Consider the following 14,642-nt stretch of genomic DNA (forward strand, 5'->3'; position numbering starts at 1 on the left):
TATTATGTTTTTAGCGAAATTATTATATCACAAAGGAATGGCTTATTTATTTTTTTACAGATTCTGTTTATTCAACAACCTCAGTATATATAATTTAGATATTTTTTAAGGAAAGATAGGATAAATTTTTTTATCAGTTACACATTAAAAAGATTGATATGTATTACAAACTATTAGGAGTAGATGGGTATGAAAAATTATTTAGTAACAGGAGGAGCCGGCTTTATAGGCTCAAATTTTATTTACTATATGTTAAAAAAATACAAAGATATTAAAATTATAAATTTAGACAAATTAACATATGCAGGTAATCTTGAAAATCTTAAATCAATAGAAAATAATGAAAAATATAAATTTGTTCAAGGTGATATCTGTGACAGAAATCTAGTAAGCAGCTTATTTGAACAGCATGATATTGATTATGTAGTAAATTTTGCAGCTGAATCACATGTTGATAGAAGTATATTAGATCCTGAAACTTTTGTTAAAACAAATGTTTTAGGAACAGTAAATTTACTTGATATATCAAAGAAAGCTTGGGACTTAAAAGGTGGATTTAAAAGTGGTAAAAAATATGTCCAAGTTTCAACAGATGAAGTATATGGATCTTTAGGGGAAACAGGATATTTTACAGAAACTAATCCTATCGATTCACATAGTCCATATTCTTCAAGTAAGGCCTCAGCAGATTTAATGGTTAAAGCTTATTATGATACTTATAAAATGCCTGCTAATATAACGAGATGCTCTAATAATTATGGTCCATATCAATTTCCAGAAAAGTTGATTCCTCTTATAATAAATAATTGTTTAGATAAGAAACCTCTTCCTGTATAATGGAGATGGAATGAATATTAGAGATTGGCTTTATGTAGAAGATCATTGCAAGGCTATTGATATGGTTATCAATGATGGAAGACTTGGTGAAGTTTATAATATAGGCGGACATAATGAAAGAACAAATTTACAGATAATAAAGACCATAATAGGTTATCTTTCTGAAAATGTAGATTCAAGTATAAATGAAAGCTTAATTACTTTTGTTGAAGATAAAAAAGGTCATGATAAACGTTATGGTATTGATCCAACTAAAATCAAAGATGAACTTGGTTGGTATCCTGAAACTAAATTTGAAGATGGTATAAAGATAACTATTGAGTGGTACCTAAAAAATAAAAAGTGGATGGAAAATATAACGTCTGGCGATTATAAGGAATATTATAATAAAATGTATAAAGTTAATTCATAAAGGTTAAGTAAGGAGGAGTATCATGAAGGGAATTATACTTGCAGGAGGATCTGGAACTAGATTATATCCTATGACAAAAGCTATATCAAAACAAATAATACCTGTATATGATAAACCATTAATTTATTATCCTTTATCAGTTCTTATGTTAGCTGATATTAAAGAGATATTAATAATATCTACGCCAAGGGATATAACTACCTACAAGGAACTTTTTGGAGATGGAAGTCAATTAGGCGTTAGATTTGAATATGCTGTTCAAGAAAAACCAAAGGGATTAGCAGAAGCGTTTATTATTGGCGAAAACTTTATTGGAAATGATAATGTAGCTTTAGTGCTTGGAGATAATGTTTTTCATGGATATGGTTTTACTGAAAGATTAAAAAAAGCAGCTAGTAGAAAAAATGGTGCTACTATATTTGGATATCATGTTGTAAACCCAGAAGATTTTGGAGTTGTAGAGTTTGATAAAGATAATAATGTAACATCTATCGAAGAAAAACCTAAAGTGCCAAAATCAAATTATGCAGTTCCAGGTTTATATTTCTATGATAATAGCATAATTAAGATTGCCAAAAATATAAAGCCATCACCTAGAGGGGAACTAGAAATAACTGATGTGAATAATGAATATCTAAAAGAAGGAAATTTAAAGGTAGAATTATTTGGACGAGGTATGGCTTGGTTGGATACAGGAACACCTTCAGGTCTTTTAAATGCTGCTAATTTTGTAGAAGCTATGCAAACAAGACAAGGCTTATATGTTGCATGTATTGAAGAAATAGCATATAAAAATGGATATATAAGCAAGGAGCAATTGTTAGAATTAGCTAAAGGTTTAGATAAGACCGATTACGGGAAATATCTTATTAGTGTAGCCAATGAATAATTTTTTGAGTTGGAGTGAAGGAATTTGAAGATATTAATAACTGGAGCCAATGGGCAGTTAGTGCAGGAGATATTGCATTTACTTGAAAATATGAAAGCAGATATTGGGCTAGTTAATGAAGTATATAGAAATGCAGATATAAAACCATTAAATTCAAAAGAGCTTGATATAACAGATTTTCAAAAGGTTAAAGCTTGTATAAGTGAATTTAAACCTGAAATTATTATAAACTGTGCAGCTTTTACCAACGTAGATAAATGTGAAAGCGATAGAGAAATTGCTTTAAAAGTAAATGCACTAGGACCACAGAATTTAGCTATAGCAGCTGAAGAACTTTCAGCAAAGTTAATACATGTTTCAACTGATTATGTATTTAGTGGTGATTATAAAGAACCATTAACAGAATATGATCTGACAAGTCCTAACACAGTATATGGAAAGACTAAACTATTAGGAGAAGCATATATAAGAGAACAATGTAGTAAGTATTTCATAGTTAGAACAGCATGGCTTTATGGAAGCTTTGGGAAAAATTTTGTTTATACAATAATGAATGTAGCAAAGGAAAATGGATACCTAGAAGTTGTGGATGATCAAATAGGATGCCCTACGAATGCAGAAGACTTGGCGTATCATATATTAGAGATAGCCTTAACTAAGGATTATGGTATATATCATTGTACAGGAGAGGGTCAATGTACTTGGTATGACTTTGCTAAAAGAATTATAGAATTTTCAGAAATAGATTGTGTGGTAAAACCAATAACTTCAGAAAATTTAAACAGACCAGCTAAAAGACCAAGCTTTTCAGCTTTAGAAAATATGATGTTAAATTTGAAGAATATGAATAAAATGAGAAATTGGGAAGAAGTGCTCAAGGAATTCATAAAATTAGGTATATGATAATAAATAATACACTTCAATAGGCTGGCATAACTGGCCTATTGTTTTTTGATTTAAATATCCTCGCCCCAGGGTGTTAGTGCTAAAAGATGAAGGGAGAATATAAATTGGATAAGTTTAAATTTATAGAAACAGAAATATCAGGTGTGTATGTAATAGAAAATACTGTATTTGGTGATAATAGAGGATTTTTTATGGAAACTTATAATGAAGAAGAATTTTCAGCAGCTGGGCTTAATATGAAGTTTGTACAGGACAATCACTCAAAATCAAAAAAAGGTGTTTTAAGAGGATTACATTTTCAAAAAAAATTTCCACAGGGGAAATTAGTGAGAGTTATTAAAGGAACTGTTTTTGATGTAGCAGTAGATTTGAGAAAAGAATCCAAAACCTATGGAAAATGGACTGGAATTATATTATCTGAAGAAAACAAAAAGCAATTTTACATACCAGAGGGCTTTGCTCATGGATTTTTAGTTATATCAGATGAAGCTGAATTCTGCTATAAATGCACAGAATTCTATCACCCAGAAGATGAGGGGGGAGTGCTTTGGAATGACTCAGATATAAATATAGAATGGCCGATAGATAAAATAGGTGATTGCGAAATAATTTTATCTGAGAAAGACAAAAACTTAGCACCACTGAGGTGAAATATAAGAATGAGCATTAATAGCGATTAGTGCTCATTTTTTTATGATGATTTATGTTTAAATAAACTAAAACATGATAGAATAAGTATATAATGAGAGGCCCATACAGTATCAAAATTTAATTAGAAAGGAAGTGCTTCTAGTGGCGATGCATGCAATTAATAATATAGTGTATACTTATGCTGATTATCTAACATTTACAGAAAATGGACCTGTAGAAATTATTGAAGGGAGAATATCAGCAATGTCACCTGCACCATCAAGAGTGCATCAAAAAATAATATCTAAAATTATAACGGAATTAAATAATTATATAACCTCTAATAATGGTCAATGTGAAGTTTATCCAGCACCCTTTGATGTAATTTTAGTCAATGATGATGAAGAGGTTAATAATAGTAAGAATATAGTTCAGCCATATATTTCACTAATATGTAATAAGGATAAATTAAATGATAAAGGTTGCATTGGAGCTCCAGATATGATTATTGAAGTTGTATCTCCTTATAATCCTAATAATGACTATATTAAAAAGCTTAATTTATATGATACCTATAAGGTTAAAGAGTATTGGATTGTAAACCCGATGAAGAATACTATATTAGTTTATACTTTAGAAGATGATAATGGGTATGGTATGCCTAGCACTTACACCTTTAAAGATAAAGTAAAAGTAAATATTTATGATGATTTTGAAATAGATTTCAATTTATTTGATTTATAAGAGCGCTCTGGGCGTTATAGGAGTGGGAGAGTATGCTAAGCTTATGCATGATTGTTAAAAATGAAGAAGAAACTTTAGAAAAGTGTTTATTAAGCGTTAAAGATATAGTGAATGAAATTATAATAGTAGATACTGGTTCAGAAGATAGGACTATGGAAATAGCATCAAAATTTACAAGTAACGTTTTTGATTTTAAATGGTGTAATGATTTTTCTAAAGCAAGAAATTTTTCTTTATCAAAAGCAACTAATGATTATGTATTAATATTAGATGCAGATGAAGTTGTGTGCGATTATCGATATGATAATATTAAGAAATTTTGTGATGAAAATAATAAAAAAATAGTTGGACGATTGAAAAGAATAAATGAATATGAAGACAATTATGGGACTAGAAAATATATAGAAAGAGTTAATAGGATATTCAACAGAAATTATTTCGAATATGAAGGAATCATTCACGAACAGGTAATTTCAAAATTTAAAGAAGAGTATCCAACTCAAAATATAGATTTGGTTTTGAATCATATAGGATATTCTAAAGAAGTTTTAAATAGAACAAATAAAATTCAAAGAAACATAGAACTTTTAAAAGAAGCTATAAAGCTAAATAAGCAAGATCCGTATATTCACTATCAACTAGGCAAGAGTTATTTTATGGGTAAAGATTATGAAAAAGCACATAGTTCTTTTGAAGCTGCTTTGCCATTAATAGATAACTATAATTATGAATATGTGGAAGATTTAATTGAAAGTTATGGATATGTGCTGATTAATTTAGGTTTATTTCAAGAAGCTTTAAAAATATTGGAATATGAGAATTGTTATAAAAACCAGCCTGATTTTCTATTTTTATTAGGTCTTATATATATGAATAATGGTAAATTTAAAGAAGCTGTTGAAACATTTTTAAGATGCACAAAATATGATGAAGGAAAAATTGATGGGATAACAACTTTTTTACCTTATTATAATGTTGGTGTAATTTATGAATGTTTAGGTTTTAATGAAGAGGCTATAAAATATTACAGACTGTGTGGAAACTACACTCCAGCTAAGTTAAAGGTCATGGAGGAGAATAATAATTAGCAAACTTAAAAAGAGGTGAAAATAATGTGTGTAATAAATCCTAAAGTATCAATAATTGTTCCAGTATATAATGCAGAAAAATATTTAAAAGAGATGATAGCTTCATTATATGCACAAACCTTAAAAGAAATAGAGTTCATATTTATTGATGATTGCTCAATGGATAATAGCTTAGATATATTATATGAATTTGAAAAAAAGGATCCAGATAGAGTAATTATAATTAAATCGGATGAAAATCAAGGTCCAGGAGGAGCAAGAAATATTGGTTTAAAGTATGCCTCGGGAGAATATATAGGTTTTGTTGATAGTGATGACTATATAAAACCTGAAATGTATGAGTGTATGTATAATAAAGCTATTGAAAATGATTGTGATTTGGTAGAGTGTGGATATTTCAGTGAGCGGAAAAATAAGGATATGATGCTTTGGGATAAAAGCATGGAGGGGGAAGTATCTTTTGACAATAGAGTTAAAATGTTTATAACATGTGGTTTTATATGTACCAAGTTATTTAAGAGAAACATTATTATTAACTCTCAAATTGAATTTATTCCTAAAATGCGATTTGAAGATATTGATTTTTTAAATAGAGTATATTGTAGAATACATAAAGTTGGCATAGTTAATAAATCATTATATTATTATCGAAATAATCAAGAGTCATTTACTAATAAAGGAAATGAAATGAAATATTTCGATATAACTAACACATTTAGTATAAAGTATTTAGCTAATATGAAAAAAGAAAATTATTATTTTATGCTAAGACCTGTTATTGAAAGCGTGGTTATAGGAATATGGTTTGATTTATTTAAGACATATGTAACTAAAATTTCTCAAATTGATATTAATTTTTTATATGAAATTGATAAAGGAATTAAGCAATATGTTTTGGATTATGGGGAAAACATTTTTTTTGTTGAACAAGCTAAAAAAGAGATTTTAAAAGAAGCATTTTTAATGAATTCATATGATTCTCAAAAGGCAATTACTATATTAGAAAATAATGAATATAGAGGTAAAGTATAATTGAGAAAAATCGACAATAAAAGTAACTAATATTTATTGGAGGTGTTAATAATGGATATAGCAATGTTATCAATAATAAACAATAATAATAAAATAAATGATGGTGCTAGTTTAATGGTTCTTAAGAAAGCAATGGATGTTTCTGAACAAAATTCAGAAAACATGAATCAAATGTTAAATCAAGCTGTAAACCCAAATATAGGAACTAAAATTGATAGATTTGCTTAGTACAAGCTAAAAATAAGTTCTAATTAATTGAAAAAATTAATTGGAACTTATTTTATTGGAATATTTTTCGTGGTACAATTTAAATAAGTTTGTTTTATTTACCAAATTAATCGGAAAATTTGTTTTTTAGGAGTGACAACTGTGATAATAAATCATAATATGAATGCTATTATTGCTCAAAATAGAGCTAATAAGCAAAGTAATGTAAAAAATGATGCTATGCAAAAATTATCTTCTGGTCTTAGAATTAATTCAGCAGGAGATGATTCGGCAGGAGCATCAATTTCCGAAAAGATGAAAGCTCAAATCAGAGGGCTTGAAAGAGCACATCAAAATATTCAAGATGGTATATCTTTAGTTCAAACAGCGGAAGCTGGATTAGGATCAATACAAAATCCAAATCTATTAAGGATGAAGGAGCTTTGTATACAAGCATTAAATGGGACTCTGACAAACGAAGATAGAATGAATATTCAACATGAACTGGATAGCATAAAATCTGGGATTGATGATATTGCTAATAATACAGAATTTAATACTACAAAATTATTAACTCCACCTACTTATGAAGGTGGGACTCCACCTGTGTGGACTCCAGGTACGGCTGATATTGTATTTGTTGTGGATGTAACTGGGAGTATGGGGTCCAAAATAAATCAAGTTAAAAATAATTTGGATGGATTTGTCAGTAAGTTAACTGAAAATGGAATTAATGTCAATTTGGGATTAGTAACTTATGGTGATGTTAATCCTAGTCAGGGTGGCGATCCAGTTGTAAAAAGAGCGATGACTTCTGATTTGAATCAATTCAAGTCGATGATTAATTCCATAAGTTTAACTGGTGGAGGAGATTATTATGAATCTGGTCTTGAGGGAATTGCTGACATAACAAATGGAGCGTTATCTTATTCTTTAAGAACAAATTCAGCAAAACAATTTATTTTGGTGACTGATGCGCCGGTTCATGATAAAAGTATTAGTGGAGATGGAAAATCAACTTTTAATATTGATGATGTAGCAAATGATCTTGTGAATAAAGGAATTAAACTTACTGTAGTAAGTAATAATTCATCTGATACTAAAACTCAACTTGAAAAACTTTCTAAACCTACTAATGGAGAATTCATAGATATAAGTAGTGACTTTCAAGATCAGCTAAGTTCATATGCCAGTAAAATAATGATTGATGCTGGTGCGAAAAGTGAAATTAAAATAGGTGAAATGGGAACGCTAGAACTTCAAGTGGGAGCAAACGCAGGTGAGTTGTTTAAGGTTGAACTTTTTGATGCTCGAACTACACATTTAGGTGTGGACTCAGTATCTGTAAAGACTACAGATGAAGCTAAAGAAGCACTTTCAAAAATAGATAAAGCGATGGAAACAGTAACAACCCAAAGAAGTAAATTTGGAGCCTACCAAAATGCATTGGAGCATATTGGATACAATGTAGATAACTATGAATATAATTTAACAGCATCTCAATCTAGAATTGCTGACATAGATATGGCAAAGGAAACAATGGAGCTTACTAAAAGTGGAATATTAGAAGAATCGGCTGAGTCTATGTTAAAACAATCAGAGAAAATGAGTGAAACAATAATTAATTTAATGGATAAATGGAAACAACAAAGTTAAGTAAATTAAAAATAATAATATAAAGATTTAATCAAATAGAACGAAAATAAAATTAGTATCTGTCAATAAGATTAAAAATATGAATGAGATGGTGATATAAAATGAGATTAAATCAAAATATGTTTTCTTTAAATATATATAGTAGCTATAAAAAAAATTTAGCAAAGAATTCAGTTTCAATGAATAATATAAGTTCTGGTCTAAAGCTTAATAAATCAAAAGATAATCCGGGGAAAATTGCTGAAAGTGAAACTATAAGAATTCATGTTCTTAGTACCGAAGCTGCAAGAAGAAATGTTCAAGATACCAATTCCATGATACAATCTTTTGACGGTGCTATGCAAGAAATGAATCAAACACTTCTAAGATTAAAGGAATTAGCTGTTCAGGCAGGAGATGGAACTTATGCTAATTCGGACATAGATGCTATTAAGGCTGAAATGACATCACTTACAGATCATATTGATAAAATGGCTAAAACAACTGAATTTAATGGAGTTACTTTACTTAATGATGCTACTGGAACGGGAAAAGTGATATCAGCTATAGGAAATATGGAAGGTGAGAGTACTAGTTTACCTAAATTTGATTTAACTAAAAGTGGCTTGGGATTAGCTTCTATAGCAAATGATATATCAGATCCAAGTAAAGTGGGAAGTGTTATAGATAAGGTTGATGATGCAATTAAAAAAGTATCATCAGCAAGAAGTCGCTATGGTGCTATACAATTGAGACTAGAGGATAGTATAGATGATTTAGACTCTAGGAATATATCTATGGAGAAAGCTTTTAGTAATCTTGCAGATGCTGATTTGGCAGAAGAAATGATGAATTATTCAAGCTCGCAAATAATGATCCAGTCAGCTCTTGCTCTTATGGCACAAAGTAATAATCTACCTAGTGATGCATTGAGAGCTTTACAAAATATAAAATAGTAATAAAAATGAAAGCATTATTGACTATTAGAATATAGTACTTTAATGCTTTTTTATTTAATAAAATATCCGTGACTATAATTATATCTAAATTCTATGGATATATGATAAAATAAATTTTTGCAGAATAATGAAACTAAATGAAATAAATAATTTTAACATTTTGTGGTTAAAATTGACATATTTTATTGAAAGATGAAGAAAAAAATGTTAACATATATACTAAAAGAATTATAAATGATACTAGCATACTTATTGAAAGGTAAGGTCGCAAAGCCATGAGTCTAAGGGAAATTTGTTCCTATGATTGTCAGGTTACCTGAATATAATTATATTATATGTATATTTTGGTACCTGTGTAATAATTAGGTGCTTTTTCTATTTTTATGGAAATAAATAAAAATTTTAAAATTTTATAGCTAAATAGCATAAATTATTTTATAATTGAAATATAAATATTTTGATAATCAAAATACAAATAATTTATAATTTAGTCATATAAATTAAATTATAGTTATATTTTTAATAAATAATAAGAAATTAAAAAATAAATGTATATAATGTTTATAAAATTAAGATTGTATTTTGTATAATTTTGAAATAAAGATGAGGGAGTGAAATTATGGCTATACAATTGATGAGTAGCGATAAAACTTATGATTTGCTTAAAACAGGAATTAAGGCATCAAATGTTAGGGCTAAAACAATAGCTAATAATATGGCGAATGTAAATACCAAGAATTATAAAAGATTTAACACAGTTTTTGAAGAAAATTTAAAAAAAGATGAAGATGGGTCCAATTTTCAATTGAAAAGGACTAATTCGGCACATTTCGCTAGCGAAAATGTAAAAACTGATAATATTTCAATAGAACAAGATAAAAATACTAGTATGAGAAGTGATGGAAATAATGTTGATTTGGATATAGAAAAGGTTAATCAAGCGGCTAATACGCTAAAATATAATGCTTTAATAAGTAAAATAAATGGAAAATTTAATGATTTGAAAATGGTAATTAAATAATATAGTACTAGTTAATGATATGAAAGTTAAAAAATATTAGAGAGTTTTATGAATTGAGGGGGAGTATAAATGAATGCATTTAGTTCGATGCAAATAAGTGCAACAGGTCTTTCAGCAGAAAGATTAAGAATGGATACAATAACATCAAATATGGCTAATGCAAGTACAACAAGAAATGCACAGGGTAAAATAGAGCCATATGTTAGAAAAGTTGCTGTATTTCAGGAAGCTTTAGATGCTAATAAGGAGATGGCCGGGGTTAAAGCGGTAAAAATCGAAAAGGATAAGTCGCCACTGAGAAAAGTATATGATCCGACTCATCCAGATGCTGATAAAACTACTGGGTATGTTACTATGCCTAATGTAAATGTATTAAATGAAATGGCTGATATGATGGTGGCAACAAGATCTTATGAAGCAAATGTTGATACTTTTAATGCTCTAAAAAGCATGTTTTCAAAAGCCTTAGAAATTGGAAGGTAGGGAGAAGAATATATGAGAATAGAAGATAGGTTTGCTCAAAATGAAGTGGTATTCAATAATAAGTTTAATAATATCACTAATGATAAAAATAATGATGAAAAAAGTGAAGAAGTTAGTTTTGGAGATGTTTTAAAAGGATATATTGATGATACAAACGGAAAGATATCACAAGCTAATTCAGTTACAAATGGATTTGTTAAAGGTCAAGATGTAAATATTGACGAAGTAATGATTAAAGGACAAGAAGCTAGTTTAAGCTTACAGTTCTTAACTCAAACTAGGGATAAGCTGTTGGAAGGATATAAGGAATTAACGAGGATGCAATTGTAGTAAGGTGAGGAGAGCTAAATAATGAAAAAACTTTTAGAAAAAGTTAAGGGGCTTTTAGAAAAGTTTAAATCCCAGAATATGAAAATAAAAATTGCTGTTATAGCAGCAATTTTGGCAATTATTATCGCAATTATAAGTGGAATTTATTATTCATCTTCTAATAAGTATCAAATTTTATTTTCTGATCTTGATCCAACTGATTCTCAGACAGTAGTTACTACTCTGCAAGAAGGAAAAAATGAATATAAAATTGAAGGAAATGCGATTTTAGTACCTAAAGATAAGGTTGATGAATTAAGGCTGAAATTAGCGCCAAATTTGACATCTGGTAGCAAGGGTTATGAATTGATGGATGTTGGAAGCTCTTTTGGTATGACTGATGAAGAGTTTAAAATAAAAAAGCTTAGGATGCAACAAGGGGAATTAGAAAAAACTATAAAAAAGTTTCAACAAATAGAGGAAGCCAGAGTACATATAAGTGAGGCTAAGGATTCTGTCTTTGTAAAAGATTCTGAACCAGGAAAGGCTGTTGTTTCTTTGACTTTGAAAAAGGGAGAGAAGCTTAGTGGTGATCAGGTCAAAGCAATAGTTGCATTAGTATCTGGTAGTGCGAATAACATTCCAAGAGCTAATGTAGATGTGTTGGATCAAAATGCAAATTTGCTTACTAAAGATATTAATAATGAACAAAATGGACAAGCAAGTTCAGAGGAGATAGCTAAACAACAGGAAGCTGAAAAATCTGCTGAAAATAATCTTAAAAAGAAAATTACAGACCTATTAGAGCCAACAATTGGAGCAAAAAAAGTTAAGGTAGCTGTAAATGTTAATTTAGATTTTGATGCAAAACAAAATACAAAAACATCAGTAGATCCTAATAAGGTTATTATTAGCCAAGAAAATAATAAAGAATCAAATACTTCTGGAACAGATGGTACAACAAGCCAAAGTCCAGTTGATAATAATATGACTAATACAATAACCAATACCAATGGAGAAAAATCAACCTCTAGTAAAGAAAATCAAAAAACTAACTATGAAGTTGGAAAAAGCGAATCAAAAACTATAAGTGCTCAAGGAGCGATAAAAAGAATTACAGCAGCTGTTACAATAGATGGAGTTTTAGATGATGCTCAAAGGCAGCAAATTGAAACTTTAGTTGGAAATGCAATTGGTTATGATGCATTAAGAGGAGATAAGGTTTCAGTAGTTGGAATGCCATTTGATAAAACAGTAGAAGAGGCTGCGAAGGCAGCAGAAACTGCAAAGACAGTAGAAGAAGCAGCAGCTAGTAATTTAAGAATGATGATTGTGGCTGGAATTTTAGGTGCAGTATTATTAGGCTTAATAATTTTCTTGATTATAAAGAGAAGAAAGAAGAAGATTGTAGAAGAAGAACAATTATTAAATACGTTAATTGATGATAGTATAATACCTAAGGAACCGGAAGAATTTACGCCAATTGAATTTGAGAGTAAATCACAAAAATCTCATTTAGAAAATGAAATTAAGAAATATGCAATGGAAAAACCAGAACAGGTTGTAGAGATAATTAAGTCATGGTTGACTGAAGGTGAGAGGTAGGTGTCGCTATGTCAAAGGAACAAATGCAGTTAACAGGAGTTCATAAAGCAGCAATATTATTTATAACACTTGGACCAGAAGCTTCATCTGCAATATTAAAAAGATTGCCAGAGAATGAAATTCAAAAAATAACTTATGAAATTGCTAATATTACTTCTGTTACTTCTGAGCAAAGAGAAGAAATATTAAATGAATTTTTACAAATGAATAAGGCTAGGGATTATATTATTGAAGGCGGTATGGATTATGCTAAGACATTGTTGTCAAAAGCATTAGGATCACAAAGAGCAAGCGAAATATTAGAGAAGGTGTCTGAAGCTACGGCTCAATACAGACCTTTCTCTATTGCGAGAAAAGCAGATTCTCATCAATTGTTAAATGTAATCTTATCAGAACAGCCACAAACTATTGCTTTGATATTATGCTACCTTCAAGCTGATAAAGCGGCTCAGGTTATGGCTGAATTACCAGAAGAAACTCAAAGTGAGGTCGCATATAGAATTGCAACTATGAGTAACACTTCTCCAATGGTAATCAAAGAAATAGAAGCAGTACTTGAAAGTAAGTTGTCGTCAGTAGTAAGAACTGAAATGACAAGTCTAGGTGGAGTAGAAACTTTAGTTAATATATTAAATGCAGTTGATAGAACAACCGAAAAAAATATTACTGAAGGTTTAGAAAGAGAAGATGCAGAACTTGCAGATAAAGTTAAAAGTTCAATGTTTGTATTTGAAGATATTCTTTCTCTTGATGATGTATCTATTCAAAGAATTCTTAGAGAAGTTGAAGCAGGAGATCTTGCACTCGCACTTAAAGGATGCTCAGATGAAGTTGCTAATAGTATTTACAGAAACCAATCAAAGAGAGCTGCTGCTACATTAAAAGAAGATATGGAATTCTTAGGACCAGTTAGAATTACAGATGTTGAAAAAGCTCAACAAAAGATTGTTTCTGTTATTAGAAGGCTAGATGATGCTAATGAAATCATCATTTCAAGAGGTGGAGAAGATGCAATCATCGTATAATTTGATAAAAAAAGGATTTGCAAAAGAAGGCGATAGTAGAAAGATTTCAACAGAATATAAATTTAAACAGCTAGAAGAAGATGAAGATGAAGCAGAAAATTTTGATGAAATTGAAGAGATTGAGGAAATAAAAGAACCAGAAATAGATCCTGAAGAGATTTTAAGACGATATGAAGATATTGGACAAAGAATAATTCAAGATGCTAAAAGAGAAAAACAGGCTATTACGTTAAAGGCTCAAATGGAATCAAATATTGCTGAAAAAAAGGCATATGAAAAAGGTTATGAGCAGGGATTTCAAAATGGATATGATGATGGATATAAAAAAGCATATGATGAAACAATAGAGGCTGCAAAAGCTGAAGCAGCTTCTATTGTTGAAAAAGCTGAAATGCTTTTAAAATCTGCACATGAAAATTATTGTAAATATTTAGAGGATAAAAAGGTTGAAGTAGTAAAATTAGCGTTAGAAATAGCAGAAAATATTGCGCAAAAAGTGTTAAGTAACGAAGATTCTATGAATTCAATTATTGAGGAGGCTTTTAAAATTTCAAAAGGCGAAGACAATGTTATTTTAAAGGTTAATTCTATTCATGTTAAAGAAATAAAGTCTCAGATTCAAAAATGGAAGATTTCATATGGAATAAAAAATGAAATTTTCATACTTAATGATGATACCTTAGAACCAGGAAATGCAATTTTAGAAAAACCAAGTGGGATAGTAAAAGTAGGCGTAGAAATTGGTATGGAGCAGATTCGAAAAGCGCTATTTAGTTAAGGATTAGGTGTTAAGAGTTGAGGAAGAAAAGCCATTGGTTTTTCAAAGAGTTCAGTATTGTGGCATAGCCACTCTTTCAAAT

15 protein-coding genes, 1 pseudogene and 1 riboswitch are annotated in these 14,642 nt (G+C 29.5%); all 16 genes and pseudogenes read left to right on the top strand.

Annotated elements, in window-relative coordinates; translation table 11 throughout:
- The first annotated feature begins 189 nt into the window (after positions 1-189).
- The 16 genes and pseudogenes from rfbB to GXK56_RS05670 all read left to right on the top strand — a co-directional run bounded on the left by rfbB (position 190) and on the right by GXK56_RS05670 (position 14,560).
- Positions 190-1,249 (top strand): annotated as a pseudogene (gene rfbB / locus GXK56_RS05595) (dTDP-glucose 4,6-dehydratase).
- A 22-nt stretch (positions 1,250-1,271) separates the two neighbouring features.
- Complete coding sequence (rfbA, locus tag GXK56_RS05600; protein ID WP_160686055.1) at positions 1,272-2,138, top strand: glucose-1-phosphate thymidylyltransferase RfbA; 867 nt, start codon at positions 1,272-1,274, stop codon at positions 2,136-2,138.
- A gap of 24 nt (positions 2,139-2,162) precedes the next feature.
- A complete protein-coding gene (gene rfbD, locus GXK56_RS05605) occupies positions 2,163-3,041 on the top strand; it encodes a dTDP-4-dehydrorhamnose reductase (RefSeq protein ID WP_160686057.1) in 879 nt (292 codons plus the stop codon).
- Between the two features lie 107 nt (positions 3,042-3,148).
- Positions 3,149-3,694 (top strand): dTDP-4-dehydrorhamnose 3,5-epimerase, encoded by a 546-nt coding sequence (gene rfbC / locus GXK56_RS05610; protein WP_160686059.1) that lies wholly within the window; start codon positions 3,149-3,151, stop codon positions 3,692-3,694.
- A 148-nt stretch (positions 3,695-3,842) separates the two neighbouring features.
- Entirely contained in the window at positions 3,843-4,418 is a 576-nt protein-coding gene (locus tag GXK56_RS05615; protein WP_160686423.1) for a Uma2 family endonuclease, read from the top strand.
- A gap of 32 nt (positions 4,419-4,450) precedes the next feature.
- Positions 4,451-5,506: a glycosyltransferase family 2 protein gene (locus GXK56_RS05620; RefSeq protein ID WP_160686061.1), complete on the top strand. Its 1,056-nt coding sequence runs from the start codon at positions 4,451-4,453 to the stop codon at positions 5,504-5,506.
- 24 nt (positions 5,507-5,530) lie between these two features.
- Positions 5,531-6,538 (top strand): glycosyltransferase family 2 protein, encoded by a 1,008-nt coding sequence (locus tag GXK56_RS05625; RefSeq protein WP_160686063.1) that lies wholly within the window; start codon positions 5,531-5,533, stop codon positions 6,536-6,538.
- A 51-nt stretch (positions 6,539-6,589) separates the two neighbouring features.
- Positions 6,590-6,766, top strand: a complete 177-nt coding sequence (locus GXK56_RS05630; protein WP_160686065.1) for a YjfB family protein — start codon at positions 6,590-6,592, stop codon at positions 6,764-6,766.
- Positions 6,767-6,907: 141 nt separating this feature from the next.
- Positions 6,908-8,401, top strand: coding sequence for a flagellin (locus GXK56_RS05635; protein ID WP_160686067.1), 1,494 nt, complete (start codon positions 6,908-6,910; stop codon positions 8,399-8,401).
- Between the two features lie 101 nt (positions 8,402-8,502).
- Complete coding sequence (locus tag GXK56_RS05640) at positions 8,503-9,336, top strand: flagellin (RefSeq protein WP_160686069.1); 834 nt, start codon at positions 8,503-8,505, stop codon at positions 9,334-9,336.
- 235 nt (positions 9,337-9,571) lie between these two features.
- Positions 9,572-9,659: riboswitch (cyclic di-GMP riboswitch) on the top strand.
- Positions 9,660-9,958: 299 nt separating this feature from the next.
- Positions 9,959-10,360 carry a flagellar basal body rod protein FlgB gene (gene flgB / locus GXK56_RS05645; protein ID WP_160686071.1) on the top strand — a complete coding sequence of 134 codons (402 nt, stop codon included), beginning with the start codon at positions 9,959-9,961 and terminating at the stop codon, positions 10,358-10,360.
- Between the two features lie 69 nt (positions 10,361-10,429).
- Positions 10,430-10,843: a flagellar basal body rod protein FlgC gene (flgC, locus tag GXK56_RS05650; protein ID WP_160686073.1), complete on the top strand. Its 414-nt coding sequence runs from the start codon at positions 10,430-10,432 to the stop codon at positions 10,841-10,843.
- 12 nt (positions 10,844-10,855) lie between these two features.
- Positions 10,856-11,173, top strand: coding sequence for a flagellar hook-basal body complex protein FliE (fliE, locus tag GXK56_RS05655; protein WP_160686075.1), 318 nt, complete (start codon positions 10,856-10,858; stop codon positions 11,171-11,173).
- Positions 11,174-11,194: 21 nt separating this feature from the next.
- Positions 11,195-12,757: a flagellar basal-body MS-ring/collar protein FliF gene (gene fliF, locus GXK56_RS05660; RefSeq protein WP_160686077.1), complete on the top strand. Its 1,563-nt coding sequence runs from the start codon at positions 11,195-11,197 to the stop codon at positions 12,755-12,757.
- 8 nt (positions 12,758-12,765) lie between these two features.
- Entirely contained in the window at positions 12,766-13,782 is a 1,017-nt protein-coding gene (gene fliG, locus GXK56_RS05665) for a flagellar motor switch protein FliG (protein ID WP_160686079.1), read from the top strand.
- Positions 13,766-14,560 carry a FliH/SctL family protein gene (locus GXK56_RS05670; protein WP_160686081.1) on the top strand — a complete coding sequence of 265 codons (795 nt, stop codon included), beginning with the start codon at positions 13,766-13,768 and terminating at the stop codon, positions 14,558-14,560. Before fliG ends, GXK56_RS05670 begins: the two co-directional genes overlap by 17 nt.
- The last annotated feature ends 82 nt before the right edge of the window (positions 14,561-14,642 follow it).

Source organism: Clostridium sp. C2-6-12 (assembly GCF_009928485.1).
Lineage (GTDB): Bacteria > Bacillota > Clostridia > Clostridiales > Clostridiaceae > Clostridium.

Bases quoted from the DNA above. Each gene is read 5' to 3' on its own strand.
- rfbA (WP_160686055.1), top strand. From the start codon at position 1,272: ATGAAGGGAATTATACTTGCAGGAGGATCTGGAACTAGATTATATCCT.
- GXK56_RS05615 (WP_160686423.1), top strand. From the start codon at position 3,843: ATGCATGCAATTAATAATATAGTGTATACTTATGCTGATTATCTAACA.
- GXK56_RS05620 (WP_160686061.1), top strand. From the start codon at position 4,451: ATGCTAAGCTTATGCATGATTGTTAAAAATGAAGAAGAAACTTTAGAA.
- GXK56_RS05625 (WP_160686063.1), top strand. From the start codon at position 5,531: ATGTGTGTAATAAATCCTAAAGTATCAATAATTGTTCCAGTATATAAT.
- GXK56_RS05630 (WP_160686065.1), top strand. From the start codon at position 6,590: ATGGATATAGCAATGTTATCAATAATAAACAATAATAATAAAATAAAT.
- GXK56_RS05640 (WP_160686069.1), top strand. From the start codon at position 8,503: ATGAGATTAAATCAAAATATGTTTTCTTTAAATATATATAGTAGCTAT.
- flgB (WP_160686071.1), top strand. From the start codon at position 9,959: ATGGCTATACAATTGATGAGTAGCGATAAAACTTATGATTTGCTTAAA.
- flgC (WP_160686073.1), top strand. From the start codon at position 10,430: ATGAATGCATTTAGTTCGATGCAAATAAGTGCAACAGGTCTTTCAGCA.
- fliE (WP_160686075.1), top strand. From the start codon at position 10,856: ATGAGAATAGAAGATAGGTTTGCTCAAAATGAAGTGGTATTCAATAAT.
- fliF (WP_160686077.1), top strand. From the start codon at position 11,195: ATGAAAAAACTTTTAGAAAAAGTTAAGGGGCTTTTAGAAAAGTTTAAA.
- fliG (WP_160686079.1), top strand. From the start codon at position 12,766: ATGTCAAAGGAACAAATGCAGTTAACAGGAGTTCATAAAGCAGCAATA.
- GXK56_RS05670 (WP_160686081.1), top strand. From the start codon at position 13,766: ATGCAATCATCGTATAATTTGATAAAAAAAGGATTTGCAAAAGAAGGC.